The sequence below is a fragment of the Constrictibacter sp. MBR-5 genome (assembly GCF_040549485.1).
GTDB lineage: Bacteria > Pseudomonadota > Alphaproteobacteria > JAJUGE01 > JAJUGE01 > Constrictibacter.
Genome location: NZ_JBEPTK010000001.1, coordinates 447,433 through 472,900, shown reverse-complemented (window position 1 = coordinate 472,900; position 25,468 = coordinate 447,433). Strand labels below are relative to the sequence as shown.

General features: G+C 68.9%; 26 protein-coding genes. 13 read left to right on the top strand and 13 right to left on the bottom strand.

Annotation, left to right across the window (positions count from 1 at the left end; genetic code table 11):
- The first annotated feature begins 253 nt into the window (after positions 1-253).
- Genes coxB through ABIE65_RS02185 form a run of 9 tightly spaced genes read left to right on the top strand, consistent with a single transcriptional unit; the run spans position 254 to position 7,927 of the window.
- Positions 254-1,063 carry a cytochrome c oxidase subunit II gene (gene coxB / locus ABIE65_RS02225; protein WP_354075230.1) on the top strand — a complete coding sequence of 270 codons (810 nt, stop codon included), beginning with the start codon at positions 254-256 and terminating at the stop codon, positions 1,061-1,063.
- 51 nt (positions 1,064-1,114) lie between these two features.
- Positions 1,115-2,746 carry a cytochrome c oxidase subunit I gene (gene ctaD, locus ABIE65_RS02220; protein ID WP_354075229.1) on the top strand — a complete coding sequence of 544 codons (1,632 nt, stop codon included), beginning with the start codon at positions 1,115-1,117 and terminating at the stop codon, positions 2,744-2,746.
- A 41-nt stretch (positions 2,747-2,787) separates the two neighbouring features.
- Positions 2,788-3,687: a heme o synthase gene (locus ABIE65_RS02215; RefSeq protein ID WP_354075694.1), complete on the top strand. Its 900-nt coding sequence runs from the start codon at positions 2,788-2,790 to the stop codon at positions 3,685-3,687.
- A gap of 3 nt (positions 3,688-3,690) precedes the next feature.
- On the top strand, positions 3,691-3,828 hold the full coding sequence (locus ABIE65_RS02210) for a cytochrome c oxidase system small membrane protein (RefSeq protein WP_354075228.1): 138 nt from the start codon (positions 3,691-3,693) through the stop codon (positions 3,826-3,828).
- A gap of 1 nt (position 3,829) precedes the next feature.
- Complete coding sequence (locus tag ABIE65_RS02205; RefSeq protein ID WP_354075226.1) at positions 3,830-4,450, top strand: cytochrome c oxidase assembly protein; 621 nt, start codon at positions 3,830-3,832, stop codon at positions 4,448-4,450.
- A 41-nt stretch (positions 4,451-4,491) separates the two neighbouring features.
- Positions 4,492-5,301: a cytochrome c oxidase subunit 3 gene (locus tag ABIE65_RS02200; protein WP_354075225.1), complete on the top strand. Its 810-nt coding sequence runs from the start codon at positions 4,492-4,494 to the stop codon at positions 5,299-5,301.
- Positions 5,298-5,681, top strand: coding sequence for a DUF983 domain-containing protein (locus ABIE65_RS02195; protein ID WP_354075224.1), 384 nt, complete (start codon positions 5,298-5,300; stop codon positions 5,679-5,681). The genes ABIE65_RS02200 and ABIE65_RS02195 overlap by 4 nt, the downstream gene beginning before the upstream one ends.
- Before the next feature lie 3 nt (positions 5,682-5,684).
- Positions 5,685-6,440 (top strand): SURF1 family protein, encoded by a 756-nt coding sequence (locus ABIE65_RS02190; protein WP_354075223.1) that lies wholly within the window; start codon positions 5,685-5,687, stop codon positions 6,438-6,440.
- Positions 6,437-7,927 (top strand): carboxypeptidase M32, encoded by a 1,491-nt coding sequence (locus tag ABIE65_RS02185; RefSeq protein ID WP_354075222.1) that lies wholly within the window; start codon positions 6,437-6,439, stop codon positions 7,925-7,927. Before ABIE65_RS02190 ends, ABIE65_RS02185 begins: the two co-directional genes overlap by 4 nt.
- A gap of 7 nt (positions 7,928-7,934) precedes the next feature.
- On the opposite strand, the gene ABIE65_RS02180 is transcribed toward ABIE65_RS02185, so the two are convergent.
- Complete coding sequence (locus tag ABIE65_RS02180) at positions 7,935-8,381, bottom strand: YybH family protein (protein WP_354075221.1); 447 nt, start codon at positions 8,379-8,381, stop codon at positions 7,935-7,937.
- A 125-nt stretch (positions 8,382-8,506) separates the two neighbouring features.
- Positions 8,507-9,085: a Spy/CpxP family protein refolding chaperone gene (locus ABIE65_RS02175; protein WP_354075220.1), complete on the bottom strand. Its 579-nt coding sequence runs from the start codon at positions 9,083-9,085 to the stop codon at positions 8,507-8,509.
- 245 nt (positions 9,086-9,330) lie between these two features.
- Between ABIE65_RS02175 and ABIE65_RS02170 the strand changes: the two genes are divergently transcribed.
- The 3 genes from ABIE65_RS02170 to ABIE65_RS02160 all read left to right on the top strand — a co-directional run bounded on the left by ABIE65_RS02170 (position 9,331) and on the right by ABIE65_RS02160 (position 13,469).
- The gene (locus ABIE65_RS02170) at positions 9,331-10,050 is read left to right on the top strand and encodes a response regulator (RefSeq protein ID WP_354075218.1); all 720 of its coding nucleotides are present in this window, start codon (positions 9,331-9,333) and stop codon (positions 10,048-10,050) included.
- 3 nt (positions 10,051-10,053) lie between these two features.
- The gene (locus tag ABIE65_RS02165) at positions 10,054-11,493 is read left to right on the top strand and encodes a sensor histidine kinase (RefSeq protein WP_354075216.1); all 1,440 of its coding nucleotides are present in this window, start codon (positions 10,054-10,056) and stop codon (positions 11,491-11,493) included.
- A gap of 266 nt (positions 11,494-11,759) precedes the next feature.
- Positions 11,760-13,469, top strand: coding sequence for a methyl-accepting chemotaxis protein (locus ABIE65_RS02160; RefSeq protein ID WP_354075215.1), 1,710 nt, complete (start codon positions 11,760-11,762; stop codon positions 13,467-13,469).
- A 55-nt stretch (positions 13,470-13,524) separates the two neighbouring features.
- Here the strand turns inward: ABIE65_RS02160 and ABIE65_RS02155 are convergent, their stop codons facing one another.
- From ABIE65_RS02155 to ABIE65_RS02140, 4 genes are all read right to left on the bottom strand, one after another.
- The gene (locus ABIE65_RS02155) at positions 13,525-14,292 is read right to left on the bottom strand and encodes an OBAP family protein (RefSeq protein ID WP_354075214.1); all 768 of its coding nucleotides are present in this window, start codon (positions 14,290-14,292) and stop codon (positions 13,525-13,527) included.
- Between the two features lie 13 nt (positions 14,293-14,305).
- Complete coding sequence (locus tag ABIE65_RS02150) at positions 14,306-14,776, bottom strand: hypothetical protein (RefSeq protein ID WP_354075213.1); 471 nt, start codon at positions 14,774-14,776, stop codon at positions 14,306-14,308.
- 90 nt (positions 14,777-14,866) lie between these two features.
- On the bottom strand, positions 14,867-15,244 hold the full coding sequence (locus tag ABIE65_RS02145) for a DUF1622 domain-containing protein (RefSeq protein WP_354075212.1): 378 nt from the start codon (positions 15,242-15,244) through the stop codon (positions 14,867-14,869).
- A 140-nt stretch (positions 15,245-15,384) separates the two neighbouring features.
- Positions 15,385-17,211, bottom strand: coding sequence for a methyl-accepting chemotaxis protein (locus ABIE65_RS02140; protein ID WP_354075211.1), 1,827 nt, complete (start codon positions 17,209-17,211; stop codon positions 15,385-15,387).
- Positions 17,212-17,607: 396 nt separating this feature from the next.
- Between ABIE65_RS02140 and ABIE65_RS02135 the strand changes: the two genes are divergently transcribed.
- Positions 17,608-19,518: an ATP-binding protein gene (locus ABIE65_RS02135; protein WP_354075210.1), complete on the top strand. Its 1,911-nt coding sequence runs from the start codon at positions 17,608-17,610 to the stop codon at positions 19,516-19,518.
- A gap of 39 nt (positions 19,519-19,557) precedes the next feature.
- Here ABIE65_RS02135 and ABIE65_RS02130 read toward each other — a convergent pair whose 3' ends face one another.
- The 7 genes from ABIE65_RS02130 to ABIE65_RS02100 form a co-directional block, all read right to left on the bottom strand.
- Positions 19,558-19,941 carry a DUF6841 family protein gene (locus ABIE65_RS02130; protein WP_354075208.1) on the bottom strand — a complete coding sequence of 128 codons (384 nt, stop codon included), beginning with the start codon at positions 19,939-19,941 and terminating at the stop codon, positions 19,558-19,560.
- 255 nt (positions 19,942-20,196) lie between these two features.
- The gene (locus ABIE65_RS02125; protein ID WP_354075207.1) at positions 20,197-20,406 is read right to left on the bottom strand and encodes an RSP_7527 family protein; all 210 of its coding nucleotides are present in this window, start codon (positions 20,404-20,406) and stop codon (positions 20,197-20,199) included.
- Positions 20,403-20,660 (bottom strand): hypothetical protein, encoded by a 258-nt coding sequence (locus ABIE65_RS02120; protein WP_354075206.1) that lies wholly within the window; start codon positions 20,658-20,660, stop codon positions 20,403-20,405. The genes ABIE65_RS02125 and ABIE65_RS02120 overlap by 4 nt, the downstream gene beginning before the upstream one ends.
- Positions 20,661-20,883: 223 nt before the next feature.
- On the bottom strand, positions 20,884-22,170 hold the full coding sequence (arsJ, locus tag ABIE65_RS02115; protein WP_354075205.1) for an organoarsenical effux MFS transporter ArsJ: 1,287 nt from the start codon (positions 22,168-22,170) through the stop codon (positions 20,884-20,886).
- Positions 22,167-23,213, bottom strand: a complete 1,047-nt coding sequence (locus tag ABIE65_RS02110) for an ArsJ-associated glyceraldehyde-3-phosphate dehydrogenase (RefSeq protein WP_354075204.1) — start codon at positions 23,211-23,213, stop codon at positions 22,167-22,169. Before ABIE65_RS02110 ends, arsJ begins: the two co-directional genes overlap by 4 nt.
- A 25-nt stretch (positions 23,214-23,238) precedes the next feature.
- On the bottom strand, positions 23,239-24,114 hold the full coding sequence (locus ABIE65_RS02105) for a metalloregulator ArsR/SmtB family transcription factor (RefSeq protein ID WP_354075203.1): 876 nt from the start codon (positions 24,112-24,114) through the stop codon (positions 23,239-23,241).
- Between the two features lie 111 nt (positions 24,115-24,225).
- A complete protein-coding gene (locus ABIE65_RS02100) occupies positions 24,226-25,467 on the bottom strand; it encodes an MFS transporter (RefSeq protein WP_354075202.1) in 1,242 nt (413 codons plus the stop codon).
- Between the last annotated feature and the right edge of the window lies 1 nt (position 25,468).

Here is a 25,468-nt window from a genome sequence, read left to right as displayed (position 1 = left end):
GCGCAACGGCTGCCTGTTATATAGGTGCGCGCTGCGTTTGGGCTACCGTGAGAACGGCCCGGCGACGGCGGGCGGGGCGTGGCAAGACCGGACAATCGAGCGACATCAGGTCGCACGGATACGGCGGTCTGCTGGCGTATGTTGGAACACTCCGGGTCGCGGCTGTGACGCCCTCGGCCCTGGAGACCATAAGCGATCGAGAGGTACGCAGGGGATGATCCTACGGAAGTCGGATCGGTTGCGGACGGTCCTGATGACGGCGGCTCTCGCCGTCCTGGCCGGTCCAGCATCGGCACAGCAGCCGCGGCCATGGGAGCTCGGCCTGCAGCCGGCCGCGACGCCGCAAGCGGAGCGAATCGCGGATTTCCACAACCTGCTGCTGGTGATCATCACGCTGATCACCCTCTTCGTGTTGGGGCTCCTGATCTATGTGATGGTCCGCTTCAACGAGAAGCGGAACCCGGAACCGACCAAGACCTCGCACAACACGCTGATCGAGGTCCTCTGGACGGGCATTCCGGTGATCATCCTGGTCGTGATCGCCGTTCCCTCCTTCAAGCTGCTCTACTATCTCGACCGTACGGACGAGGCGGAGCTGACGCTGAAGGCGATCGGCCGGCAGTGGTACTGGTCCTACGAATATCCGGACAACGGCAACTTCACGTTCGACAGCCTCATGCTGGAGGACGATCAGCGCCAGCCGGAGCAGCCGCGCCTCCTCGCGACGAACAATCCGATCGTGCTGCCGGTGGACACGAACATCCGCCTGCTGATCACGGCCTCGGACGTCCTGCATTCCTGGACGGTGCCGTCGTTCGGCGTGAAGCTCGACGCCGTGCCGGGCCGTCTCAACGAGACCTGGGTACGGATCGACCGCGAGGGCGTCTACTACGGCCAGTGCTCCGAACTCTGTGGCGTGCGGCACGCCTACATGCCGATCGAGGTGCACGCCGTATCGAAGGAGGCCTACGCCGCATGGGTGGCCGACGCCCAGCAGAAGTTCGCGAGGGCCGATATGCCGGAACGGCGCGTCGCGTCGGCCGGAGGCATGGACGCACGCTAGCAGGCGCGCCCGGTTGATCCGGGCGCACGGTAAGCACACGGGGCTGCAGAGATGGCATACACCGCGCACGGGCACGACGCCCACGACGACCACGACCACAAGCCGGGCTTCTTCGTCCGCTGGTTCTTCTCGACGAACCACAAGGACATCGGCACGCTCTACCTCATCTTCTCGGTGATCGCCGGCCTGATCGGCGGGCTGTTCTCTGTGATCATGCGCATGGAGCTGCAGGAGCCGGGCGTCCAGTTCCTGACCGACGCCGCCGGCGGCGCCGACGGGCAGTTCTGGAACGTGCTGATCACCGCGCACGGCCTCATCATGGTCTTCTTCGTGGTGATGCCGGCGCTGATCGGCGGCTTCGGCAACTGGTTCGTGCCGCTGATGATCGGCGCGCCGGACATGGCGTTCCCGCGCATGAACAACATCAGCTTCTGGCTTATCGTCCCGGCCTTCCTGCTGCTGCTCGCCTCGCCCTTCGTCGGCGGCGGCGCCGGCACCGGCTGGACGATCTACCCGCCGCTGTCCGCCGCGCTGGGCCATCCGGGACCCGCGGTCGACATGGGCATCTTCGCGCTGCATCTGGCGGGTGCCTCGTCGATCCTGGGTGCGATCAACTTCATCACGACCATCATGAACATGCGCGCGCCGGGCATGACCCTGCACAAGATGCCGCTGTTCGTCTGGTCGATGCTGATCACCGCCTTCCTGCTGCTGCTGGCGGTGCCGGTGCTCGGCGGCGCGATCACGATGCTGCTGACCGACCGCAACTTCGGCACGGCCTTCTTCTCGCCCGAGGGCGGCGGCGACCCGCTGCTGTTCCAGCACCTGTTCTGGTTCTTCGGCCACCCCGAAGTCTACATCATGATCCTGCCGGCCTTCGGCATCATCAGCCAGATCGTCTCGACCTTCTCGCGCAAGCCGGTGTTCGGCTATCTCGGCATGGCCTACGCCATGGTCGCGATCGGCTTCGTCGGCTTCGTCGTGTGGGCGCACCACATGTACACGGTCGGCCTGGACGTCGACACGCGGGCCTATTTCACGGCGGCCACCATGGTCATCGCGGTGCCGACCGGCGTGAAGATCTTCTCCTGGATCGCGACGATGTGGGGCGGGTCGATCCGCTTCGACACGCCGATGCTCTGGGCAATCGGCTTCATCTTCCTGTTCACCGTCGGCGGCGTCACCGGCGTCGTCCTCTCCAACGCGGGCATGGACCTGGCGCTGCACGACACCTACTACGTGGTCGCGCACTTCCACTACGTGCTGTCGCTGGGCGCGGTGTTCGGCATCTTCGCCGGCATCTACTACTGGATCGGCAAGATGAGCGGCCACCAGTATCCGGAGTTCTGGGGCAAGGTGCACTTCTGGGTGACGTTCATCGGCGTCAACCTGACCTTCTTCCCGCAGCACTTCCTGGGCCTGTCGGGCATGCCGCGCCGCTACATCGACTATCCCGACGCGTTCGCCGGCTGGAACCTCGTCTCTTCGCTCGGCTCCTACATTTCCTTCGCGGGCGCCCTGCTCTTCGTCGGCATCATGATCTACACGTTCAAGTTCGGCCGTAAGGCTGAGCCGAATCCGTGGGGTGCCGGCGCTACGACGCTGGAATGGACCGTCGCTTCGCCGCCGCCGTTCCACACGTTCGACGAACTGCCGGTGATCAAGGCCGGGTCGGCGCACTGAGGGGCGCTGGAGAGGGCATCTTGGCAGACACGGGTACGAGAATGGTCACGGAGCAGCGGGTCGTCCTCACGGACGGCCCGCCCGTTTCGGCGATGCTGGCACTGCTGAAGCCGCGGGTGATGTCGCTCGTCGTCTTCACCGCGCTCACCGGGATGCTGCTGGCGCCGGGGCACCTGCATCCCGTCCTGGCGCTCACCGCTATCCTGTGCGTCGCGGTCGGCGCCGGCGCGTCCGGTGCGATCAACATGTGGTACGACCGCGACATCGACGCGGTCATGACCCGCACCCAGTCGCGGCCGATCCCGGCTGGTCTCGTCGCACCGAACGAGGCACTTGGCTTCGGGATCGTGCTGGCGGTCGGCTCGGTCACGGTGATGGGCCTCGCCGTCAATCACGTCGCGGCCGCCCTGCTGGCCCTGACCATCGCCTTCTACGTCTTCGTCTACACGATGTGGCTGAAGCGGCGCACGCCGCAGAACATCGTGATCGGCGGCGCGGCCGGCGCCTTCCCGCCGATGGTCGGTTGGGCCGCCGTCACCGGCAGCATCAGCATGGAATCGATCCTGCTGTTCGCCCTGATCTTCATGTGGACGCCGCCGCACTTCTGGGCGCTGGCGCTGTACCGCAGCGGCGACTATGCGCGGGCCGGCGTACCGATGCTGCCCGTCGTCGCAGGCGACCGGGAGACCCGGCGGCAGATCCTGATCTACAGCCTGATCCTGGCGCCTCTCGGGGTCGCCCCGGCCCTCGTCGGCCTCGCCGGCTGGCTCTATGGTGGCGTCGCCGCCCTGCTCGGCGCGATCTTCCTGCTCTGCGCATGGCGCGTCTGGCGCGAGACGGGCGAGCGCGCGGCGCGGCAGCTGTTCCGCTACTCGATCCTCTATCTGTTCCTGCTGTTCGCGATGCTGCTCGTCGACGGCGCCGTCGGCCGGGGGATCTGAGGCATGGCGGACGAGCGCAAGAAGCCGGCGCGGTCGGAGATGCACCGGGCCCGGCGCGGTCGCAATCTCGCGCTGCTGGCCGTGCTGGTGGCTCTGGTCGTCCTGTTCTACTTCATCACGATCGCCAGGATGGGGAGCTGACATGAGCGCGCCCGAGTCCCGTAGGCCGATCGACAGCCGCAACGCCCGCGTGGCGCTGCCGCTGGTCGCGATCGTCGCCGGCATGGGCATGATGGCCTACGCCTCGGTGCCGCTGTACCAGCTCTTCTGCCAGGTCACGGGCTATGGCGGCACCACCCAGGTGGCGGAAGCGACCGACGGCAGGGTGCTCGACCGCGAGATGGTCATCCGCTTCAACGCCGACGTGAACCCGGCGCTGCCCTGGGCCTTCCGGCCCGAGCAGCACGAGGTGCGCGTGAAGGTCGGCGAGCAGGGGCTCGCCTTCTACCGGGCGGAGAACCGGAGCAGCCGGCCCATCGTCGGCACGGCCGTCTACAACGTCACGCCGCAGAAGGCCGGGCTCTATTTCAGCAAGATCCAGTGCTTCTGCTTCACCGAGCAGCGCCTGGAGCCGGGCGAGAGCATCGACATGCCCGTCACCTTCTTCGTCGATCCGGCGATCGCCGAAGACCGCAATCTGGATGATGTCGGCACCATAACATTGTCGTATACCTTCTACCCCGCGCCGGACGCCGGCCAGCCGAAGCCTGATCGGCCCGGAGCGCGGACCGCCAGTGTCGTGGCCGGGAACGGCGGCGGCTGAGGCCAGCAATCAGCGAGCATGTGAGCCGGAGCAGACCGAAGATGGCAGACAGCCACGCCGCAGGGCACAGCGAACCCAAACATCCCTACCACCTCGTCGACCCGAGCCCGTGGCCGTTCGTGGGCGCCCTGTCGGGCGGCGTCTTCGCCACCGGCATGGTCATCTACATGCATGGCGGCACGTGGTTGCTGGCGGCGCTCGGCGTGCTGATGATCGTCACGACGATGTTCGGCTGGTGGCGCAGCGTCCTGCGCGAATCCTTCGCCGGCTACCACAATCCCGTCGTCGCCATCGGCCTGCGCTACGGCATGGTGCTGTTCATCGCCTCCGAGGTGATGTTCTTCGCCGCCTTCTTCTGGGCCTTCTTCCACGCGGCGCTGTATCCGACCGAGGCGACCGGCGGCGTCTGGCCGCCCGAGGGCGTCGAGGTCTTCCACGCCTTCGAGGTGCCGTTCCTGAACACGCTGGTGCTGCTGCTGTCGGGCTGCACCGTGACCTGGGCCCACCACGCGCTGCTCGAGGGCAACCGCAAGGGGCTGATCCAGGGTCTGGCCTGTACCGTGGCGCTCGGCCTGTTCTTCAGCAGCCTTCAGGCGCTGGAGTATTACGAGGCGACCTTCGGCTTCAAGGACGGCATCTATTCGTCGACCTTCTACATGGCCACCGGCTTCCACGGCTTCCACGTCATCGTCGGCACGATCTTCCTCGCGGTCTGTCTGTTCCGTGCGATGAAAGGCCACTTCACCCCCGAGCAGCATTTCGGCTTCGAGGCCGCCGCTTGGTACTGGCACTTCGTCGACGTGGTCTGGCTGTTCCTCTTCATCTTCGTCTACTGGTACTTCGGCGCGTGAGCGGGGCGGGGCACATCGAAAACGCCCCGTCCAGTCTCCAGGCCGCATTGCGCTGCAGGTGTCCGCGATGCGGCCGGGGCCGTCTCTATGACGGCTTCCTGACCGTCCGCGAGCGCTGCGAATCCTGCGGCCTCGACCTAAGGCACCATGATTCCGGCGACGGGCCGGCGGTCATCCTGATCTTCGTGATCGGGGCGCTGATCGTACCGGCCGCGCTGATCACAGAGGCCAAGCTCGAGCCGCCCTACTGGCTGCACCTCGTCCTCTGGCCGCCTATCATCATCGGCGCGATCGTCGGATTGCTGCGGCCCCTCAAGGCCTTCTTCGTGGCAATGCAGTACCGGCACCGGTCCACGGCGGCCCCCGACGACTCGGTCTGAACCATGCGGTTTCGCCCGGGGCTGTTCCCCACGCTCTTCGTCCTGGTCTCCGTCCCGATCCTCCTGGCGCTCGGCTTCTGGCAGCTGCAGCGCACCCAGTGGAAGGACGACCTGATCGCACGGATCGAGGCGCAGCTGTCGGCGCCGCCGGTCACTGTGGCATCCGCCGCCGCCCTGCCGCGCGACGAGTTCGTCCGCGTCCGCCTCGAAGGCCGCTTCCAGCCCGATACCCTGCTCTGGCTCGGCGGCCGTACCGATGCCGGCCGCGCCGGCTGGCACGTGGTGGCGCCGTTCCTGCTGTCCGACGGCGGTTGGGTGATCGTCGACCGCGGCTGGGTGCCCATGGCGGCGCGCGACCGGAGAGGCAACATGCCGCCGGCCGTCGCGGGCCCGACCGAAGGGGCGATCGAGGGCGTCGTCCGCCTGCCGCCCGAGGGCAACTTCTTCACGCCGGACAACGATCCCGCCGGTAACGCCTGGTATCGAATCGACCCGACCGCGATGGCCGCCGCCGCCGGCCTGCCGCCGGGGCAGGGGGTGGCCGACGTCTATGTCGCGGCGGCGCCCATTGCCGGGGCGGCACCGCCGCCGGCAGGTTCGCCGATCGCCTCAGGCGACCGCTTCGACCTGCCGCGCAACCACTTCCAGTATGCGATGACTTGGTTCGGACTGGCCGTGACGCTGCTCGGGGTCTATCTGGCCTATGGTCTGCGGCGCGACCCCGACCCCGTGCCGCACGACGAACGGGAGCAGCCATGAGCGCCGAGAGCTACGCCGAACTGGAACGCCGCTTCGCCCGCATGTCGAAGGTGGGCGGCGCGCTCGGGATGCTGCATTGGGACCAGTCGGTGATCATGCCGGCCGGCGGTGCGGAGGCCCGCGGCGAACAGCTCGCCACGCTGCGCCTGATTGCCCACGAAATGCAGACCGACCCTGCCGTCGGCGATCTGCTCGCCGCGGCGGAAGCCGCCGACCGGCTGGATCCGTGGCAGGCGGCGAACCTGCGCCTGATGCGGCGCCGCTACGACCATGCGACGGCCGTTCCCGGCCGGCTCGTCGAGGCGCTGTCGCGGGCCGTCACGCGCTGCGAGACGGTCTGGCGCACGGCGCGTGCCGACTCGGACTTCCCGACGCTGCTGCCGCATCTGCGCGAGGTGCTCGACCTGACCCGCGAGGCGGCGGTCGCCAAGGGCGAGCGGCTGGGCCTGGCGCCCTACGACGCGCTGCTCGACGAGTTCGACCCCGGCCGCCCGGCGGCGCGGATCGATGCGGTCTTCGCCGACCTGGAGAGTTGGCTGCCCGACCTGCTGTCGCGCATCCTCGACCGCCAGGGGCCGCCGCCGCTGCCGACCGAGGGGCGTTTCCCCGTTGCGGCGCAGCGCGCCCTGGGGGAGCGCATGATGCGCACCCTGGGATTCGACTTCGACCGTGGTCGCCTGGACGTCAGCCTCCACCCCTTCTCGGGCGGCGTGCCCGACGATTCGCGCATCACCACGCGCTACGATGAGGACGACTACGCCTCGGCGCTGATGGGGGTGCTGCACGAGACCGGACACGCGCTCTACGAACAGGGCCTCCCCAAGGAATGGCGCTATCAGCCCGTCGGCCAGGATGGCGGCATGGCGGTGCACGAGAGCCAGTCGCTGATCATCGAGATGCAGGCCTGCCGCAGCCGGGAATTTGCCGGCTTCGTGGCGCCGCTCCTGCGCGAGGCCTTCGGCGTCGACGGCGAGGCCTGGACGCCCGACAATCTCTACCGCGCCAACATCCGCGTGGCGCCCGGCTTCATCCGCGTCGACGCCGACGAGGTGACCTATCCGGCGCACATCATCCTGCGCTACCGGCTCGAGCAGGCGCTGATCGGCGGCAGCCTCGACCTCGCCGACCTGCCCGAGGCATGGGGCGAGGGCATGGAGAAGCTCCTCGGCATCCGCCCGCCCGACGACCGTCGCGGCTGCCTCCAGGACATCCACTGGCCCGACGGCGCCTGGGGCTATTTCCCCAGCTATACGCTGGGCGCGATGGGAGCGGCGCAGCTGTTCGAGGCGGCGCAGGCGGCGCATCCCGGCCTGCGCGAGGCGATCGGCCGCGGCGACTTCGCCCCGCTGGTCGGCTGGCTGCGCGAGCACGTCCATGCCCGCGCGTCGTTCGACGGATCGGCCGACGCCCTGCTCGAGCACGCCACCGGCCGGCCGCTCGACCCGGCCTCGTTCCGCCGCCACCTGGAGCGGCGCTACCTCGGCTGACGGGCCCTCACAGCGGTCCGTACGACCGCTGCGGCACGCCGCGGAACAGCGACACGTGCGTGTGGATCGCGCGCCAGGGTGCGTCGACCGCATCGCGCACCAGGACAGCCGTCGTCCGGCCGGGCCGCGCGTAGGGGGTGCCGTTCTGCTCGAAGCCGGTCGACGTCCAGATCAGCATGCCGGTCGCCATCAGCCGGTCCGGCGAGACGGCACTGCGCAGCGTGTCGGTGTCGTGGTGGAAGTCGGCGATGTTCGGCCAGATGCTGCGCCACTGCTCGGCCTCGAGCCGGTCCAGCCCTTCGACCATATCCATCCAGGTGCCGAAGCCCAGGGCCGCTTCGTCGAAATAGGCGCGGGCGCCATCGAAATCTTTCGACGCGACGCACGCACCCCAGTCGGCGAACCAGCGCCGGATGGTCTCGTGGTCCTCGCGCGGCGTGTCGAAGCCGAACATGCGTCGCTCCCCGTCCCGGTGGTGCCGGAGCGGGGAGCGTAGCATGGAAGGATGGTGTCCCGCCCCGGCGCAGCTTGCGGGGGAGTCAACGCGCCGGGGCGGGCAGCCCGGCCGGAACCGTCGCGTTAGCGGCGGAACGGCATCCGGCGGAGCAGCTTGTCGGCGGTCTCCTTCTGGTCCTCGGACATGGAGTCGTAGAGCGGTGCGAGCGCGGTGCGGACTTCGCGGGCGCTCTCGCTGGCCGCACTCGCCATCTTCTCCATGCGCTCCAGGCGCTCGACCGGGTTCAGCTGCGGACGTTCCTGCCGCTCGGCCCGCGGGCCGCGCTCGGCACCCTCGGCCTTGGGTCCGCGCTCGCCGCGGTCGGGGCGCAGGGACTGCATGCGGTCGGCCGCCGAGCGGATCGCTGCGTCGACCTTCTGCCACTGCGGCTCCTGGGCGTCGGTGATCTTCAACTCGGCCTTCAGGAAGGCGAGCGAGCCGTCGATGTGCCGCATCGAGAAGCCGGGGCCGAAGCCACCCTTGTGGTAGCCGACCTTGTGATAGCCATGGCCGCCGCCATGGCCGCCCTTGTGCATGTGGTGGTGGCCGGGACGGCCCCGCTCGCCGCGCATGCCGTCGTGGTCGGCCGCGGCGAAGGCGAGCCCGCCGGCGCCGGCCAGGATGGTGCCGGCCAGTGCAGTGACCTGATAAATGCGCTTCATGGAGTCCTCCGTTCGTGATCCCCGGCGTCTGGCGCCGGTGTTGGGCTGGCATCGTGCCGGGTTGCCTTCCCGTGATGCCAACGATGCAGAAATTAGGGGCCACGCGTTGCGGGGGCGTGTGCGGCCTGTGCCGGTTCATTGCGCCAACGGCCATATTTGTTACGGGCCGTTGCGGGCGAGGGCGCCGAAACATTTCGTTACACAGCGGCGCCCGGGCGCCGTGCGGGACCTGTATGATCGCCCTCATGGAAAACCAGCCGCAGATCCTCGTCGTCGACGACGACCGCGAAATACGCGACCTGCTGGCGCGCTTCCTGGTGCGCCACGGCTTTCGCGTGGAGACCGCCGCCGACGGGAAAGCGATGTGGGCCGTCCTGCGCGACCGGCGCATCGACCTGGTTGTGCTCGATCTGATGATGCCGGGCGACGACGGCCTGACCCTTTGCCGCGAGCTGCGTGGCAAGTCCGACATGCCGGTGATCATGCTGACCGCCATGGGCGAGGACATCGACCGCATCATTGGACTGGAGGTCGGCGCCGACGATTATGTGGCGAAGCCGTTCAACCCGCGCGAACTGCTGGCGCGCATCCGCGCCGTCATGCGCCGCGCGGGTGCTGCGCCACGGGCGGGGGAGGGCGAGGCGCCGGCCTCCGTCCTGTCCTTCGCCGGCTGGTCCCTCGATACTGGCGGCCGCACCCTGACGGGACCGGACGGCCAGCCGGTGGAGCTGACCTCCGGCGAATTCGACCTGCTGCTGGCATTGGCCGAACGGCCGCAGCGCGTGCTCAGCCGCGAGCAGCTGCTCGACCTGACGCGCGGGCGCGAGTCCTCGCCATTCGACCGCAGCATCGACGTCCAGGTCAGCCGCCTGCGCCGTAAGATCGAGCCCGATCCGGCGCGCCCGGAACTGATCAAGACCGTGCGCAGCGGCGGCTATATGTTCACACCGTCCGTGGAGCGCTGATCGGTGCGCCTGCTGCCGCGGACGCTGGCCGGGCGCATTGGCCTGACGCTGATCGCCGGCGTCGTGCTGATCCTGGCGGTGACGGCCGGCCTCTCGCTGGGCGGCGCCTTCGGCGACCCGCCCCGGCGTGGCCCCTACCAGGCGCAGCAACGCATCGCCAACGCCGCCCTGCTGGTCGCCGGCCTGCCGCCCGAGCTGCGGGCGAGCGGCGCCCGCGCCGTCGACCGTCCCTGGCTGCACGTGCGCTGGGTCGAGGGGCGGCCGCCGGCAGACCTGGAACCGGGCTGGCTCGACGGCTGGATCGAGGAGCGGCTGCGCACCGTCATGGCGCCGATCGTGCCGAAGCGGATCGGCGTCTCGCGCGGCTACTACCGTCCGCCGGAACCCTCGGCGTCACCGCCCGATCTCGGCCTCGACGATCCCTGGGGCGACGGGCGGCCCGAGCGAGGCCTCGACCGGCGCCGCAGCCGCCCGCCGCCGAAGACGGAAGGGCTGCAGGTCCGGGTGGAACTCGACGAAGGCTATATCGACCTGTTCGCCGTGCTGGAGGGCGACCGGTCGCCGAACGACGGGCTGGTCAGCCTCGGCCTGACCCTGGCGGCGCTGACGCTGGGCCTGGGGCTGCTGGCGCTGCTGATCGCCCGCTGGGTCACCGCGTCTCTGGCGCGTTTCGCCGCGGCTGCCGACCGGCTCGGCGGCGACGCCGCGGCACCGCCGCTGCCCGAGGAGGGGCCGGAGGAGATCCGCCGCGCCGCCCAGGCCTTCAACCGCATGCAGCGGCGCATCCGCCGCTTCGTCGAGGAACGCCTCTACGCCATGGCGGCCGCCTCGCACGACCTGCGCACGCCGATCACGCGCCTGAAGCTGCGCGCCGAGTTCGTCGACGACGAGGAACAGCGCACCAAGATGCTGCGCGACCTGGACGAGATGGAGGCGATCCTGTCGTCGACCATCGCCTTCGTCCGCGAGGAGGCCGGCGACGAGCCGCGCACTCGCCTGGACCTCGCCGTGCTGCTCGCCCAGGTCTGCGAGAACGTGCGCGACGGCGGCCATGCGGTCACGCTCGACGTGCCCGGCCCGCTGCCGATGGAGGGCCGCGCCGTGGCACTGCGCCGCGCCTTCGCCAACCTGATCGGCAACGCTGTAACCTATGGCGTCAGCGCCGACGTGCGCGCAGAACGCCGCGGAAGCCGGCTCGTCGTCGTCATCGACGACCGCGGCCCCGGCATCCCGGAGGCCGAGCACGAGAAGGTCTTCGCACCCTTCTACCGCCTCGAAGCGTCGCGGAGCCGCGCCACCGGCGGCACCGGCCTGGGCCTCACCGTCGCCCAGACCATCGTCCGCGCCCACGGCGGCGAGATCGCTCTGGAGAACCGGCCGGAAGGTGGGCTGCGGCAGATCGTGACACTCGCCGCTCCCGAGGGCGGCTTCGGTACCTCTTAGGACAGCGCGCGCCTGTTGCCATGTCGAAGCCGGAACGGTTCCGCAACGCGGCTCAAACCCGCGACTAAATCGCACAGCCTATCCATGGGCCGGGATTTCATGATCTGGACCGGTTCAGGGACAGATTGTCCGCAATCATAGATTATCTGACATGCTCTTTTTCACACCTCGTTATGAAAGCCCGCCTAAGACTTGCTCCGGAAAGCGACGCACCACGGCCGAGACGTGCTCGCTGCAGATCCAAGGTTGAGCCGTAGGAGGCTGTCGTGAAGAAGCTTTCTGACTATCGAATTTCCACGAAGGTGTTCGCCATCGTCGGCCTGCTCGGCGCCGTCGTCGTGGGCGTCGCCGGCGTCGGCGTGGATGCGCTGAGGCAGATGAACAGCGCCGGGAACGAGATCGAACTGGCCGGTGACGAGATGAAATCGGGCATGGGCCTGATCGTGAACGCGCTGGCTTTGAACCGTGCGGAGTTCAGCTTGGCCGCCAATCCCTCGCCCGAGGTGGTGGCGGAGGCCGAGAAGGCCGTCGCAGCGGAACGCGCAGCGTTCAGCAAGCGGCTCGAAGCCGTGCGTGCCAGCGCCGGCCCACGCCAGCTGGAACTTCTCGTCGATGTCGAGGCACGCTGGAGCGAGTATGCCGCGGAACTCGACGACACACTTGCCGTCGCGAAGCGGGTGGGAGGTGGCGTCGAGATCGGCGAGAGCCAGAAGGCGATCCTGACATCGGTGCAGGACAGCAAGGCAAAGGCGACCGGGCTGCGCAATGCCGTCAACGAATACGTGAATTTTACCGGTGACAAGGGCGCGAAAATCTCTGCGGAGGCGACGGCGACCTACGAGCAGGTCAGCCTGCTTCTGATGGTCGTCTCGGGCATCGGCCTCGTGCTCGGCATCGCAGTGGGCTTCGCAATTTCTCGCTACGGCGTCGTCGCGCCCATCCGCCGGGCCATCGCCTGCCTGCGCAGCCTCGCCGAGGGCGACCTCAAGGTCTACATCTTCGGCGTCGGCCGCCGCGACGAGATCGGCGACGTCGCCGAGACGATGAAGGTTTTCAAGGAGAACATGCTGCGGACCAAGGAGATGGAGGCGCAGGTCGTCGCCCAGGAGGCGCGCGCCAGGGACGAGCAGCGCCGCGCCCTGCACGCCATGGCGGACACCCTTGAGGCGGGCGTCGGTGTCGCCGTGCAGACCATCACCTCGGCGGCGACCGAACTTGAGGCGGCGGCGCAGACGCTGACCGCGTCTCTCGAGGAGACGAACGCGCAGGCGGCGAACGTGTCGGCGGCGTCGACCCAGGCGTCGACCAACGTCGAGACGGTGGCGACGGCCTGCGAAGAACTGGCGACATCGGTCCAGGAGATCGGGCAGCAGGTCGCCCAGTCGGCTCAGTCGGCGGACGCTGCCGTCGCCAGCGCCGGACGGACCAGCGATACGGTGCTGCAGCTCAGCGGCGCCGTGGAGCGTATCGGCGAGGTCGTCGGCCTGATCAACTCGATCGCCAGCCAGACGAATCTCCTCGCGCTCAATGCGACGATCGAGGCGGCGCGCGCCGGCGAGGCGGGCAAGGGCTTCGCGGTCGTGGCGACCGAGGTGAAGGCGCTGGCCACCCAGACGGCGAAGGCGACGGAGGAGATTTCGTCGCAGATCCAGTCGGTCCAGCGCGGCACCACGGATACCGCCACGGCCATCGTCGAAATCTCCCGCCTAGTCGCCGACAATCGCGAGACGGCGGCAGGCATCGCCTCGGCCGTCGAGGAGCAGAACGCCGCCACGCAGGAGATCGCCCGCAACGTCCAGCAGGCTGCGCAGGGCACTGCGGAGGTGAACGGTGCGATCGCCCAGGTCAGTCAGGCGGCGGCCGAGGGCGGTTCGGCCTCGGCGCAGGTCCTGTCCAGCGCGCAGGAACTCGCGAAGACGGCGAGCGAACTCCGGGCCGGGGTCGACACCTTCCTGTCGCAGGTCCGTGCCGCCTGACGCCGACCGCACCCGGGCGCCTCGGCGCCGCAGGCGCGCGCGTCGGTCTGTCGGATCAGCCACCGTCCTTCGCGACCACGCCCGGTATCGGCCGGGTGTCGCCGCCGAAGCGGCCCTTCAGGGCGTCCACGCCCGACTGCGGGCGGGCGAGGGGCACGAGATCCTGGCGGGCGGCGCGCCGCTCCTCCGTATCGATCCCCATGCGCCGGTCGCGTGCCTCCACCAGACCTTCGCGTGCCTCGCCGAAGCGGCTGAAGGACCAGGCGAGCTTCGGCTCGCCCAGCGGCAGCGATGCCGCTTCTGCGCTGCGGCCGGTGTCCCAGGTGTGCCAGGTCTTGCCGTAGCTGTTGATCTTGCCGCGCATCAGTTCGTGTTCGGCGGCGGTGGGCAGGCCCGGCGCCACCAGCTGCCCCGACAGGATCTCGCCGTTGTGCGGGTGCCAGTACGGCTTCTCTTCCGCCGGCAGTTCCTCGAACAGGCGCTCGGATACAATGTATTCGATGCCGGTCAGGTTCGCGTCCGCGGTGTTGCCGTCGTAGAGCGCGCACTGCATGAAGTCTTCGTTCACCTGCCGGCAGAAATGGTGCGCCTCCATCTGGTGGGCAGGCTCCGCCTTCATGGGATGGAAGCCGACCAGATAGACGTCGAGTGCGTCGGTGGGCGCGTCGCGCTGCAGTGCTGTGGCGCCCGCCTCGAGCAGGCTGGTCTTGGTGCTTTCCGGCGCCCCCGGTGCCCGCGCCGTCGGCCCGCTCTCGCCGGCCCCCGTGCAGCCCGCTGCGATCAGGACGACGGCTGCGGCGGAAATCGTCTGGCGCCTGGGCATGGTCTCTTTCTCCTCAGTGGGCGGCGGCGAGCGCCCGGCGCGCCCGCTCCGGCGCCGTCCCGCCGGCGGGCGGCTCGCCGAAGTCGCCCCGCAGATATTTCAGGGCGTATCGTTCGCGGGCGATCTCGGTCGCCGTCCGGATGCCAAGGCGCCGGAGCACCGGCAGCGGCGGGCACCAGCCCTGCACCGCGTGCTGCAGGAGGAAGGCCGTCACCAGGGCGGGAAGGGCGAGGAAACGGCGGTCGGCCGTCACGCCCAGCAGGACGCCGCAGAGCGCGAGGCTGGCGGCGTTCGCCTCCAGCGCGCGCTCCACGTCCCATTCACGGTCGAGTTCGGCGAGCCGCCGCGCGATGCGATCCGGCCGGTCCGCGCATCGCGCGACCGAAGCCTCCATCTGCTGCGCGATGCGCCGGTTCACGTGCCCGGCGGTGCGCGCCACCACGCGCTCGGTGGTATCGGGGATGAAGTCGCGATGGGTCATCATGGCGGGACAACCGCCGAGACGGCCGAATGTTCCCGGCAGCCGCCCCTGTGATCCCCGCGTGGGCAGCGATTTGTCGCGACGGTGGTCGCGCTACCGTTTGTCCGCGCCGCTCTGCGGCTCGCGCCAGCGCTGCCACGGCCAGCGCCCGTCGATCTCGACCTCCAGCGACATGCTGAGGAAGGTACGGATCAGAACGATGCCGCCCAGGACGGCGACGCTGTCGAGCGTCGGTTCGATGGCCACGGTGTTGATGATGTCCGCGGCCACCAGGAACTCGAGGCCGAGCAGGATTGCCCGGCTGAGGCCGGTGCGGAAAGTCCGGTAGTTCTCATCGCCGTCTCCGCCACGCATCTGGCGGCCGAGATAGGCGATGCTGGCGCTCGCGGTGCCGATCACGATGACGGCGATCCCGCCCCATTCAAGGGTACGGATGATCCAGTGCAGCAGCGGCGCGAGAAATTCGTCCATGCGGTGGTTCCCGTGACGTCGTCATGCGTGAAGGACGTCCGCGCCGACGCTTGCGTTCCCATCGTACGGAGCCGCCGCGTCGACCGTCCGATCGACGCACTTAGCCCCATCGACTCGCATGGCGTCGAGACCGTCGCGGATCAGGCGGCGAACTCCGCCCTGCCGGCTTCCAGATAGGACCGCACCGCGGCCTGAAGCTCCCCGATTCGGCGTGCCAGCACCTCGGCGGCGGTCACCGCCTGCTCCGCGGCGCGTTCCGTGGTCTCCGCGTCCGATTCCACGCCGGCGATGTGCAGCGATACGGCGCTCGTCCCGGCCGCCGCCGCCTGTATGCTGTGCGCGATCTCGGCGACGGCGGCGCCCTGGCCTTCGACGGCCGCCGCGATGGTGCGCTCGATCTGGCGCATCTCGTCGACGGTGCCGCCGATCGCGCCGACGGCAGCCCGCGCGGCCGTCATCGCCGCCTGCATCGACTGCACGTCGTCACTGATCTCGCCCGTCGCGCGCTCCGTCTGCTGCGCCAGCGTTCGGATTTCGCTCGCGACGACGGCGAAGCCGCGGCCGGCCTCTCCGGCGCGCGCGGACTCGATAGAGGCGTTCAATGCCAGCAGGGTCGTCTGCGAGGCGACGCCGGCGATGCGTCCGCGGATGGAATCGATCCGTGCCGCCGCCCGCGTGAGCGTCCCGAAACTGTCGCTGGTGCGCCCCGCATCGGTTGCAGCGGCATCGGCGACGCGCCCCGACAGCACCAGCTGCCGGTCGATTTCCTGCGTGCTGGCGGCCAGCTGCTCGGAGGCGGCCGCTACCGCCTGGCTGCTGGCGGCCGCATCGTCCGCGGCGCGACGTACCGACGCGGCCCGCGTCTTCGTCTCCACGGCCGTGTGCGCCATGGCACGTGCCGTCCGCTGCATGTCCTGCGAACAAGCGGTGAGACCGTGCGTCAGATCGCGCAGGACCTCGCTGAAGGACAGCGTCGCCGCCTCGAACGCCCGTGCCCGGCGCTCACGTTCCGCGCGCTCGGCGTCGCGCGCGGCCTGCTCCTCCGACTGCTGCTGCGTCAGCCGGCGGTTGTCGGCCAGCGTCTGCTGCAGGCGGACGACGCCGCGGCCCAGGTCGCCGATCTCGTCGAGGCGCGACGGCTGGCCCACTTCGATTTCGGCACCGTCGATCACCGCTCTCAAAAGGCCCGTCGCGCTCCGCAAAGGCCGAATGACGATGAACCGGGCCACGAGCAGCAGGGCCAGAAGCGTTGCGGCGAGCACGGCGACCGAGAGCAGAAGCATGCGGCGCCGGGCTTCCTCGGTGTGGCCGATGATCTGGCCGTCTTTGCGGTTGATCTCGTCGACGCGGCCGACAAGGGCATTTCGCGCCGCCTCCGCCTCCAATGCGGCGTCGGCCAAACGAGAGAACAGCATCTGCCGACGTCGTTCCAGCGCTCCGGCGTCGCCTGCTTCGGCCATGACGGTTCGCGCCTCCGCGGCGATCGGGGCGGGGTCGCTGGTCGTGATACGCAGTTCCCGCACGGCTTCGGCGAAGGCGCCGTTGGTGAAGACCCCGAACGAGACGCTCACGCCGTCCGGATGTTCCTCGATCAGCACTTGTCCCTGCTTCTGCACGTCCCGTCGCTGGGATCGTCCGGGGTAGCGTGCGACCAGGGCGTCGCGCCCTTCGTGCAGGCGCTCCTGCATTCCGGGTCGGGCTCTCGCCCAACCGGCCACGGCGGAGACCGCATCGCTGTCGAGCATCCGGGGGATGTCGAGATACTGGGACTGCAGCTCGGTTATCGCGGTGCGGAGCTCTTCGTTCAAGGCGTCGGACATGCCCACGCGTACCCGATAGTCTGCAACGAGCCGGTCGAGCGTGCCCAGCGCGGTCGAGCCGAGCGCAAGCAGGCCGAGGCCCAGGGCGAGCGCCAGCGCGGCTCCGAGCTTGACCTCGATCCGGCGACGAAAAATGCGCGACAACATTGTTACACCTGGACCAACGAGAACTTGCCGCTGCTATGCCAGTATTTTCTGAAGAGCGCGTTAGCGTGAAAAAGACATTCCGTAATCAAACTGCAATACTTTGTCTGTTGATCGATTGATCATCGGGGGCCCGCTGAGAATTTGTAGTGGTGGGTCCCGGCGCTGCCGCCCATCCTGCGATTGTTGACTAATCGTTAGGGCAGCCTCGGTCATCTTCCGACCGGCGCGAGGCGGCAGAATTCCTATCGTGTGCGAGGTAGCGTGACCATCGTTCCTTCTCTTCCGGCCGGCGGGACCCCCTCCGGCCGCGATCTCTCCAGTGTGGGACCAGGCACGACGGCGACTTCGATCATCCGAAGCGTGCCCTCGGTTCCGGCGGCCGAGAGTTGCGCCGCGGTGCGGGAACTTCTGAAGGAACGTCCGGAATGGCCGGCATTGGCCGTCACCGACGGAGGCACGCCGGTCGGTCTCGTCAACCGCACGCAGTTTCTGACGAGGATGGCCAAGCCGTTCATGGAGGAATTGTTCGATCGCAAGCCGGTGACCCGACTCATGGATCCGGCACCGCCCATGGTCGATGCCGACTTGCCGCTGCCTCTTGTTCTCGAAGCGAGCTTCACCAATACCGGCGATCAGGTGCCCGAAGCGTTCGTGGTTACGCGCCGCGGTGCCTATCTCGGCCTCGCGACCGGGATGGATTTTCTGCACGCGCTGAACAGGATCACCGCGGCCGAGACCAAGCGGGTGATGGAACGCGAGCAGAGGCTGCGCGACATCGCGGAGACCAGCACCGGCTGGCTGTGGGAGCGCGATGCCGCTGGCCGCTACACCTATGTATCGCCGCGATTCGAGAAGATCACCGGCATCCCCGAATCGGAGATGATCGGTCTTCTGCCTCAGGAGCTCGATCGGATCGGACTCGTCGTGGACGGCACGGAATTGCTCGAGGAGAAGGTCGCGGCGCGGAAGCCATATCATGACCTCACCTACCGGGTGCGATTCAGGGACGGCCGCGAACTGTACTGGAGCGGCAGCGGCAAGCCGGTGAGCGACCCGACCGGCGCCTTCGCGGGCTACCGGGGGACCACCAGCGACGTCACCGATAGATATCTTCGGGAGCGCGCCACGCGTGAGCGAAACGAGGTCCTGAGGCGGATCGCGGCGCACGTGCCGGGGGTGGTGTTCCAGTTGAAGATCGACGCCGATGGCACGCAGAGCTTCACTTTCATCAGCGAAAGCGTGTTCGACATCTACGGCGTCACTGCGGACGAGGTCTATGCCGACGCAATGGCGCGGCTTCGTCATGTCCATCCGGCGGACAGGGCCCTCATGCGCGCTTCCATCGCGGAGTCGCGTGAGAAGCTGGTGCCCTGGTCATGCGTTTATCGCGTCGAGCGGGATGGCCGTACGATCTGGATGCAGGGAAAGGCCGTCCCCGAGCGGCATCCCGACGGCAGTACCGTCTGGGACGGCGTATCGATCGATATAACGCCGATAAAGGAGGGCGAACGCCAGTTGCAGCAGGCGCTCGCGACGGCGACGGCGGCCGACGCCGCGAAACGCGACTTCCTGGCGGTCATGAGCCACGAGTTGAGGACGCCGCTGAACGCGGTGATCGGCTTCGCCGACATCATGCGGAGCGAGATGTTCGGCCCGCTCGGCCACGACAGCTATCGCGAATATGTGGACGACATTGCGAACAGTGGGCAGCACCTGCTGCAGCTCATCAACGACATACTGGACTTCTCCTCGCTCGAGGCCGACCGGATGGTCCTGTCCGACGAAGAGGTTCTCCTCGACCAACTGATCGAGGAATGTCAGACGATGCTCCGGCCGCGCGCGGACGCAAAACGGATCGACTTCCGCGTCGTCTTTGGCGACGAGGCGCTCACGGCGTACATCGACCGCCGCCGCACGCTCCAGGTCCTGCTCAATCTGGCGACCAACGCGATCAAGTTCACGCCCGACCACGGCACCGTTCGGATCGGTGCGTCGGTGACTGCGGCGGGCGAGATCGAGATTCGGGTTGACGATACGGGCGTCGGAATCTCGGAGGCCGACCAGGCGCATCTCTTCGAGCCGTTCTGGCAGGCGGACAGCCGGCTCGCGCGAGTGCAACAGGAGGGCACCGGCCTCGGGCTCTCCCTGACGAAGCGCCTCGTCGAACAGCATGGCGGAACCATCGAGGTGAGGAGCCGGATCGGCCACGGTACGTCCGTCATCGTGACCCTGCCCCCAGATCGGTTGGCGCGGCGAGCGCCGCGGCCGTACGCTGCCGGTTCCGACGTCGAGGCTTCGGCTGCCTGATGCCGCGGCAACACCAGGCGGTTGAGACCGGTTGCCTCGCTACCGCGCGAAGCTCGACCGGGCCTGGACGCCCCAGTGGCCGTCGACGCAGGTCACGATCCAAACCGAAGGGAAGCTGCCGAGCCGTCGGCCGTCGGCCGTGTAGCGGCTGAAGACGACGGCGAAATGCACCTTATCGGGGCCGGACTGGATGACGCTGCGCTCGTCCCAGGCGGAATGGTGCCAGCCGTCGCCGGCGCGCGCCCGGAAGATGTCCAGGCCGTAGTCGCCGCGCTTCTCGAAGATCGCGACGCGGCCGCTGGCGATGCGGACGTGCGGGAAGTTGAAGGCCTCGTTGACCCCGGCTTCGTCGCCGCGATTGAGCGCATCCATGAAGGCGTCGAGTACGGCCGTCGCTGCTGCGACGGCGGCGTCCTGGGCCATGCCGCGTTCCTCCCGTCCGTGTACCGGCCGTTGCCGGTGGGTCGCAGGATCGGGCGGCGGCATGCCGAGCGCAATGGCGGGCGGCGGCGGGCGCTTCGCGTCCTAGAAGTTTCTGTGGTGGGGGAGCCGTCGGCGCTCCGGCCGTCAGTGCGGTCGGTTCGCGGCGCCGGCGGCTCCGCCGTGGTCGATGCAGGGGAATCGATCCCGGCGGGATCGGCCCGTGCGGCTGCGGTCGTTACGGAAACGATGCATATGTCAGCGGCCGCGCGCCGCCATACGACCGACGTCGACGTTCCGGCCTGCGGACTGGCCGCGCGTCGTGCCGCTGAACAGGCCGCGGATCCAGCTCCCGGCCCGGGCGGTCAGCTGCGCCATCACTTCGGCCCGCTCACGCCGTGCCTCGTTCAGGTAGTGCGTCATCTCCATGGAGGAGATATGCCGATACGCGAACTTTTCCTGGCTCATCGCGTGCCTCCATAGACACCGGGGCGGCCGGCCGGCTGTACCAGCCGCTGGGCGAGGGCGGGGGCATGGGTGCGCAGGTAGGTCATGCCGGACCGCAGTGCGGCGGACAGAACGACGCCGTGATAGGCCTCGTCCGACATACAGCCACGGGCCGAGGTCAGGACCACGCTGGTGTCGAGCGGGCTGTGGTTATTCGCGGGTGCGAAGGCCGTTGCGGCCGGGCGGCCTTGGGTCGGGTAGATTTCGGAACGCATCACAATCTCCTTGTGTTGGCGTTCCCTCGCGTCGTTTCTTGTCGTCCTGGGCGAGGTCTTCGTTCGCCTCGCAGGAGCAATATGGAGCAGTGATTTGTGCGATGCAACATGACTGGAGGGCTGTGTTCATGCGCTCCCCGCGGGGGGCCATGCAGTCACCGCAGGTCGCTGTCCGGACCTGGCGGTCGCACCCGAAGCAGCTTCCGTGCCAGCCGCGACGCCATCAGGCGGCCGAGAGGCCGCGCTGCTTGGCGAGTCGCCCGGCGCACAGCCAACTCGCCGCCGCCATCGCCGCTGCCGTCGCGAGGCAGAGCGGCAGGCCGCCCGCCTGGAAGCTCAGCCCCGAGAGGAGGGTGCCGAGCAATCGGCCGGCCGCATTCGACATGTAGTAGAATCCGACGTCCATCGTCACCCGGTCGCCCTCGCTGAAAGCGAGGATCAGGTATGAGTGCAGCGCGGAGTTGAGCGCGAACACCGCGCCGAAGAGCAGCAGTCCGATCACCAGCAGCGCCGTCAGCCATGTCTCGACCGCACCGCCCGCGAAGAAGGCGGCCGCGGCGAGCGCCGCCGGGACGAGGGTGAGGATGCCCACCCAGAGGCGCGCCATGCCGACCGTCTGCGCCAGCCCCTTGTCGCGTGCCCGCAGCAGCCGCGGCGCGAAGGCCTGGACGATGCCGTAGCCGATGATCCAGACCGCCATGAAGCTGCCGATCAGGAAGAAGGCGGCGCGGTTGCCCTCGGGCGTGCCGTCGGACAGGACGCCGTAGAAATAGATCGGAATGCCGACGACGAACCACACGTCGCGCGCGCCGAACAGGAACATGCGCGCGGCCGAGAGGCGGTTGACGTTGCGGTTCTTCGAGAAGACCTCGGCGAACTTCACCTTCTTCTTGCCGCGCGGCAGGCCCGCCGGCATCAGCAGCACGACCGCGGCCAGGATGGCGGCCAGTACGGCGGCCATGCCGACCATGGCACCCTGGAAGCCGATCGTCGCCAGCAGCGCCGCGCCGAGCAGGAAGCCGAGCCCCTTCACTGCGTTCTTGGACCCGGTCAGCGCCGCCACCCAGCGGAACAGCGCACCCTGGTCCTCGGCCGGGGCGAGCACCTTCACCGCACTCTTGGCGCTCATCTTGGCGAGGTCCTTCGCCACGCCGGATGCCCCCTGGACTAGCATGACGAAGGCGACGGACACGGCCATGGTCCAGGCCGGATCGAGCTGCGTGAGGGCGGCCAGTGCCACGATCTGCAGAAGCAGGCCGGCATAGAGCGTCGAGGTGAGGCCGAACCGGGCGGCGATCCAGCCCGCCGACAGGTTGGTCACGATGCCCATGAACTCGTAGAGCAGGAACAGATAGGCGAGCTGGACGGGCGAGAAGCCCAGCGTGTGGAAGTGCAGCAGCACCAGCATGCGCAGCGCGCCGTCGGTGAGCATGAAGGCCCAGTAGGCGGCCGTGACTGCGGCATAGGCGCCGAGCGCGTTGCGCCGCGCGAGGTCGGATGCCGCGGTCACGACACCATCCCCCTCGACGGAACTCCATTCGCCGCGAGGGCCTTTGCGACAAGCATCGCCACGTCGCCCAGCCGGCAGGCATAGCCCCACTCGTTGTCGTACCAGGCGTAGACCTTCACCTGGGTCCCGTTCACCACCATCGTGCTGGCGGCGTCGACGATCGCCGAGCGCGGGTCGCCGCGATAGTCGGTGGAGACCAGCGGCCGCGTCTCGTATCCCAGGATGCCGGCGAGCGGGCCGCCGGCGGCCGCCTCGAACAGGCCGTTGACCTCTTCCACCGAGGTCGGCCGCTTCATCTCGAAGACGCAGTCGGTCAGCGAGGCGTTGAGCAGAGGCACGCGCACCGCATGGCCGTTCAGCCGTCCCTTCAGTTCCGGATAGATCAGCGTGATCGCCGTCGCCGATCCGGTCGTCGTCGGGATCAGCGCGTTCAGCGCCGAGCGGGCACGGCGCAGGTCCTTGTGCGGCCGGTCGACGATCACCTGGCTGTTCGTGACGTTGTGCAGCGTCGTGATCGACCCATGGGTGATGCCAATCGCCTCGTGCAGCACCTTCACCACGGGTGCGAGGCAGTTCGTCGTGCAGCTCGCCGCGGTGACCAGATGGTGTTCGGCCGGGTCGTAGAGGTGGTGGTTGACGCCGTAGACCAGGTTCAGCGCCGGCGCCTCCTTGACCGGTGCCGAGACGACCACCTTGGCCACGCCCGCATCGTAGTAGGGCTGCAGCTTCGCCGGCGTCTTGAAGACGCCGGTGCAGTCGACGACCAGGTCGACGCCCAGCGCCGCGAGCGGCAGGTCTTCGATGCGCTTCTGCGTCGTCAGGCGGACCCGGCGGTCGCCGATCGTCACTGCCTCTTCGTCGTGGCCGATCCGTCGGTCCCATCGCCCGTGGACGGTGTCGAACTCCAGCAGGTGCGCATGCACCGCGGGATCGCCGGCAGCGTCGTTCAGCAGCACGACGTCGCCGCCGTGGCCGCCGTCGAACAGGGCGCGCACGAGCAGCTTTCCCATGCGGCCCAGGCCGTTGATCGCGATTCTTGCCATGTACAGTCCTGTCGGTTTACGGCGGTCAGCCTGCGGCCGCGGCCGGCGTGCCGGAGTCCAGGGCGATGCGGTCGATCTGCTTCTGCAGCGACATGCGGTCGAGCGTGTCGAAGGGCAGGGCGGCGAAGGCCGAAATGCGGTGGTAGAGCATCCGGAAGGCCTCGGTGAAGGCCAGGGCCTTCTCGGCGTCGGTGCCCTCCACCTTGACCGGGTCGGGTACGCCCCAGTGGCCGGTCATCGGCTGCCCCGGCCAGGGCGGGCAGTCCTCGTTGGCCGACCGGTCGCAGACGGTGAACACGAAGTCCATCGCCGGCGCGCCGGGCGCCTGGAACTCCGCGACGTGCTTCGACCGCAGGCCCGAAACGTCGTAGCCGTTGCGCCGCAGCAGCTCCACGGCACGCGGATTGAGCTCCGAATAGGCGTGCGTTCCGGCCGAAAACGCCCGGAACTTGCCGCCGGCGATCCGGTTCAGGATCGCCTCGGCGAAGATCGAGCGGGCGGAATTGCCGGTGCAGATGAAGAGCACGTTGAGCGGTCTGTCCGGTACCATCGCTTGGGCACTCCCCGGCAGGTTCAGGTTGGCGGCACGGTTGTAGAGCGGCGCGCAGATGTCGGGCCGGCCCTGGCAGCAGTCGCCGGCGAGATAGTCGATCAGCGCGCCCGCGCCCTCGACGTTCAGCCGGTACAGCAGCGAGCGGCCCTGACGCTGGCGCTCGATCAGGCCGGTTCTGGTCAGGATGTCGACATGCACCGACAGCGTGTTGGGTGCCACCCCGACGGCCTCGGCGATCTCGGTCGCCGGCACCCCGCCCGGGGCACGGCGCGACAGCAGGCGGAAGACCGACAGCCGGGTCGGATGCCCGAGGGCGGAGAGGGTCGCGGCGAAGCCTTCGTGTTCCATAATTCATCGATACATGAATTATAGAATCAATGGAAGACGCAAAAACGGCGGGCCGGGCAGATCGCTGCGGCGGCCTCTCGTCTGCGGATCGGTCGGACCGTGCCCCGCGGCCTACGGCGCCGGCGCGCCGGCTTCGCTCCGGAAGGCGATCGGGAACAGCATCAGCACGAGCACCGTGTTGAACGCGGCCGCCACGGCGAGGGCAAGCAGCGTCCCGCCCGATCCGAACGCCTCGATCAGCAGCGCGCCGACCATCGGCGACGCCGCCTGCGCCACCAGCGTCGGCAGCGAGAGCTTGCCCATCAGGATCGCGTAGCCCTCGCGGCCGAAGAGGGCGAGCGGGACGGTGCCGCGTGCGATCGAGCGGATGCCGCTGCCGGCGCCGTACAGCACGATGCCCGCCGCGGCGATGCCCGGCGCGCCGATCAGCATGAAGATGCCGACCAGCACCAGCAGCGTCGAGACCAGCAGGCTCCAGATCGGGTGCCGGTTGCGGCCGAAGGCGGCCTCCAGGATGCGGGCGCCGACCTGCGCCGGCCCGAGCAGCGTGCCGAGGGCCACCGCCGCGGCCAGCGTCAGGCCCTGGGCCTGCAGCAGGGTCAGCAGGTGCACGGCGAGGACGGTCATGATCATCGCGGCGATGGTGAAGCCGGCCGCCAGCAGCACGAAGGCCACCCGCTGGTCCGGTCGCACCCGTCCGCGCACCGGCGCGCTGCCGTCGGCGCTCGGCGCGTCGTCCACGCGCCGCGCCTCGCGCGGCATGCCGAACCAGTAGAGCGGCAGCAGCACGGCGAGCGCGATGGCGGCGTAGGTCAGGCAGGTGCCGCGCCATCCCACGGTCTCGACCAGGAAGGCGCTGAACGGCCAGCAGACGGTGCTGGCGAAGCCGCCATAGAGCGTCACCATCGTGATGGCGGCGCGCGCGTCCGTCCCGTAGATGCGCCCGAGCGCCGAGAAGGCCGGGTCGTACAGGCCCATCCCCATGCCGACGCCGATGACGATCCAGCCGACGACGAATACCGGCAGCGACGGCGCCAGCCCCAGCGTCAGGAGGCCGCCGGCGAGGAGCAGTGCGCTGCCGGAGAGTACCGGGCGGCCGCCGTGGCGGTCGATCAGGTGGCCGACGCGTGGCGATACGAGCCCGGAGATCAGCAGGCCGATCGACAGGGCGCCGACCACCCAGCCCGCCGGCCAGCCGGTATCCGCGACGATCGGCCCGGCCAGGACGGCCGTGAGGTAATAGGTCGAGCCCCAGGCGATGATCTGCCCGCAGCCGAGCGCGGTGACGATGACGGCGCGGCGCCGGTCGCCCGTCTTTCCGCTCGTCTTTCCGCCCGTTCGCGCGTCCGGCATC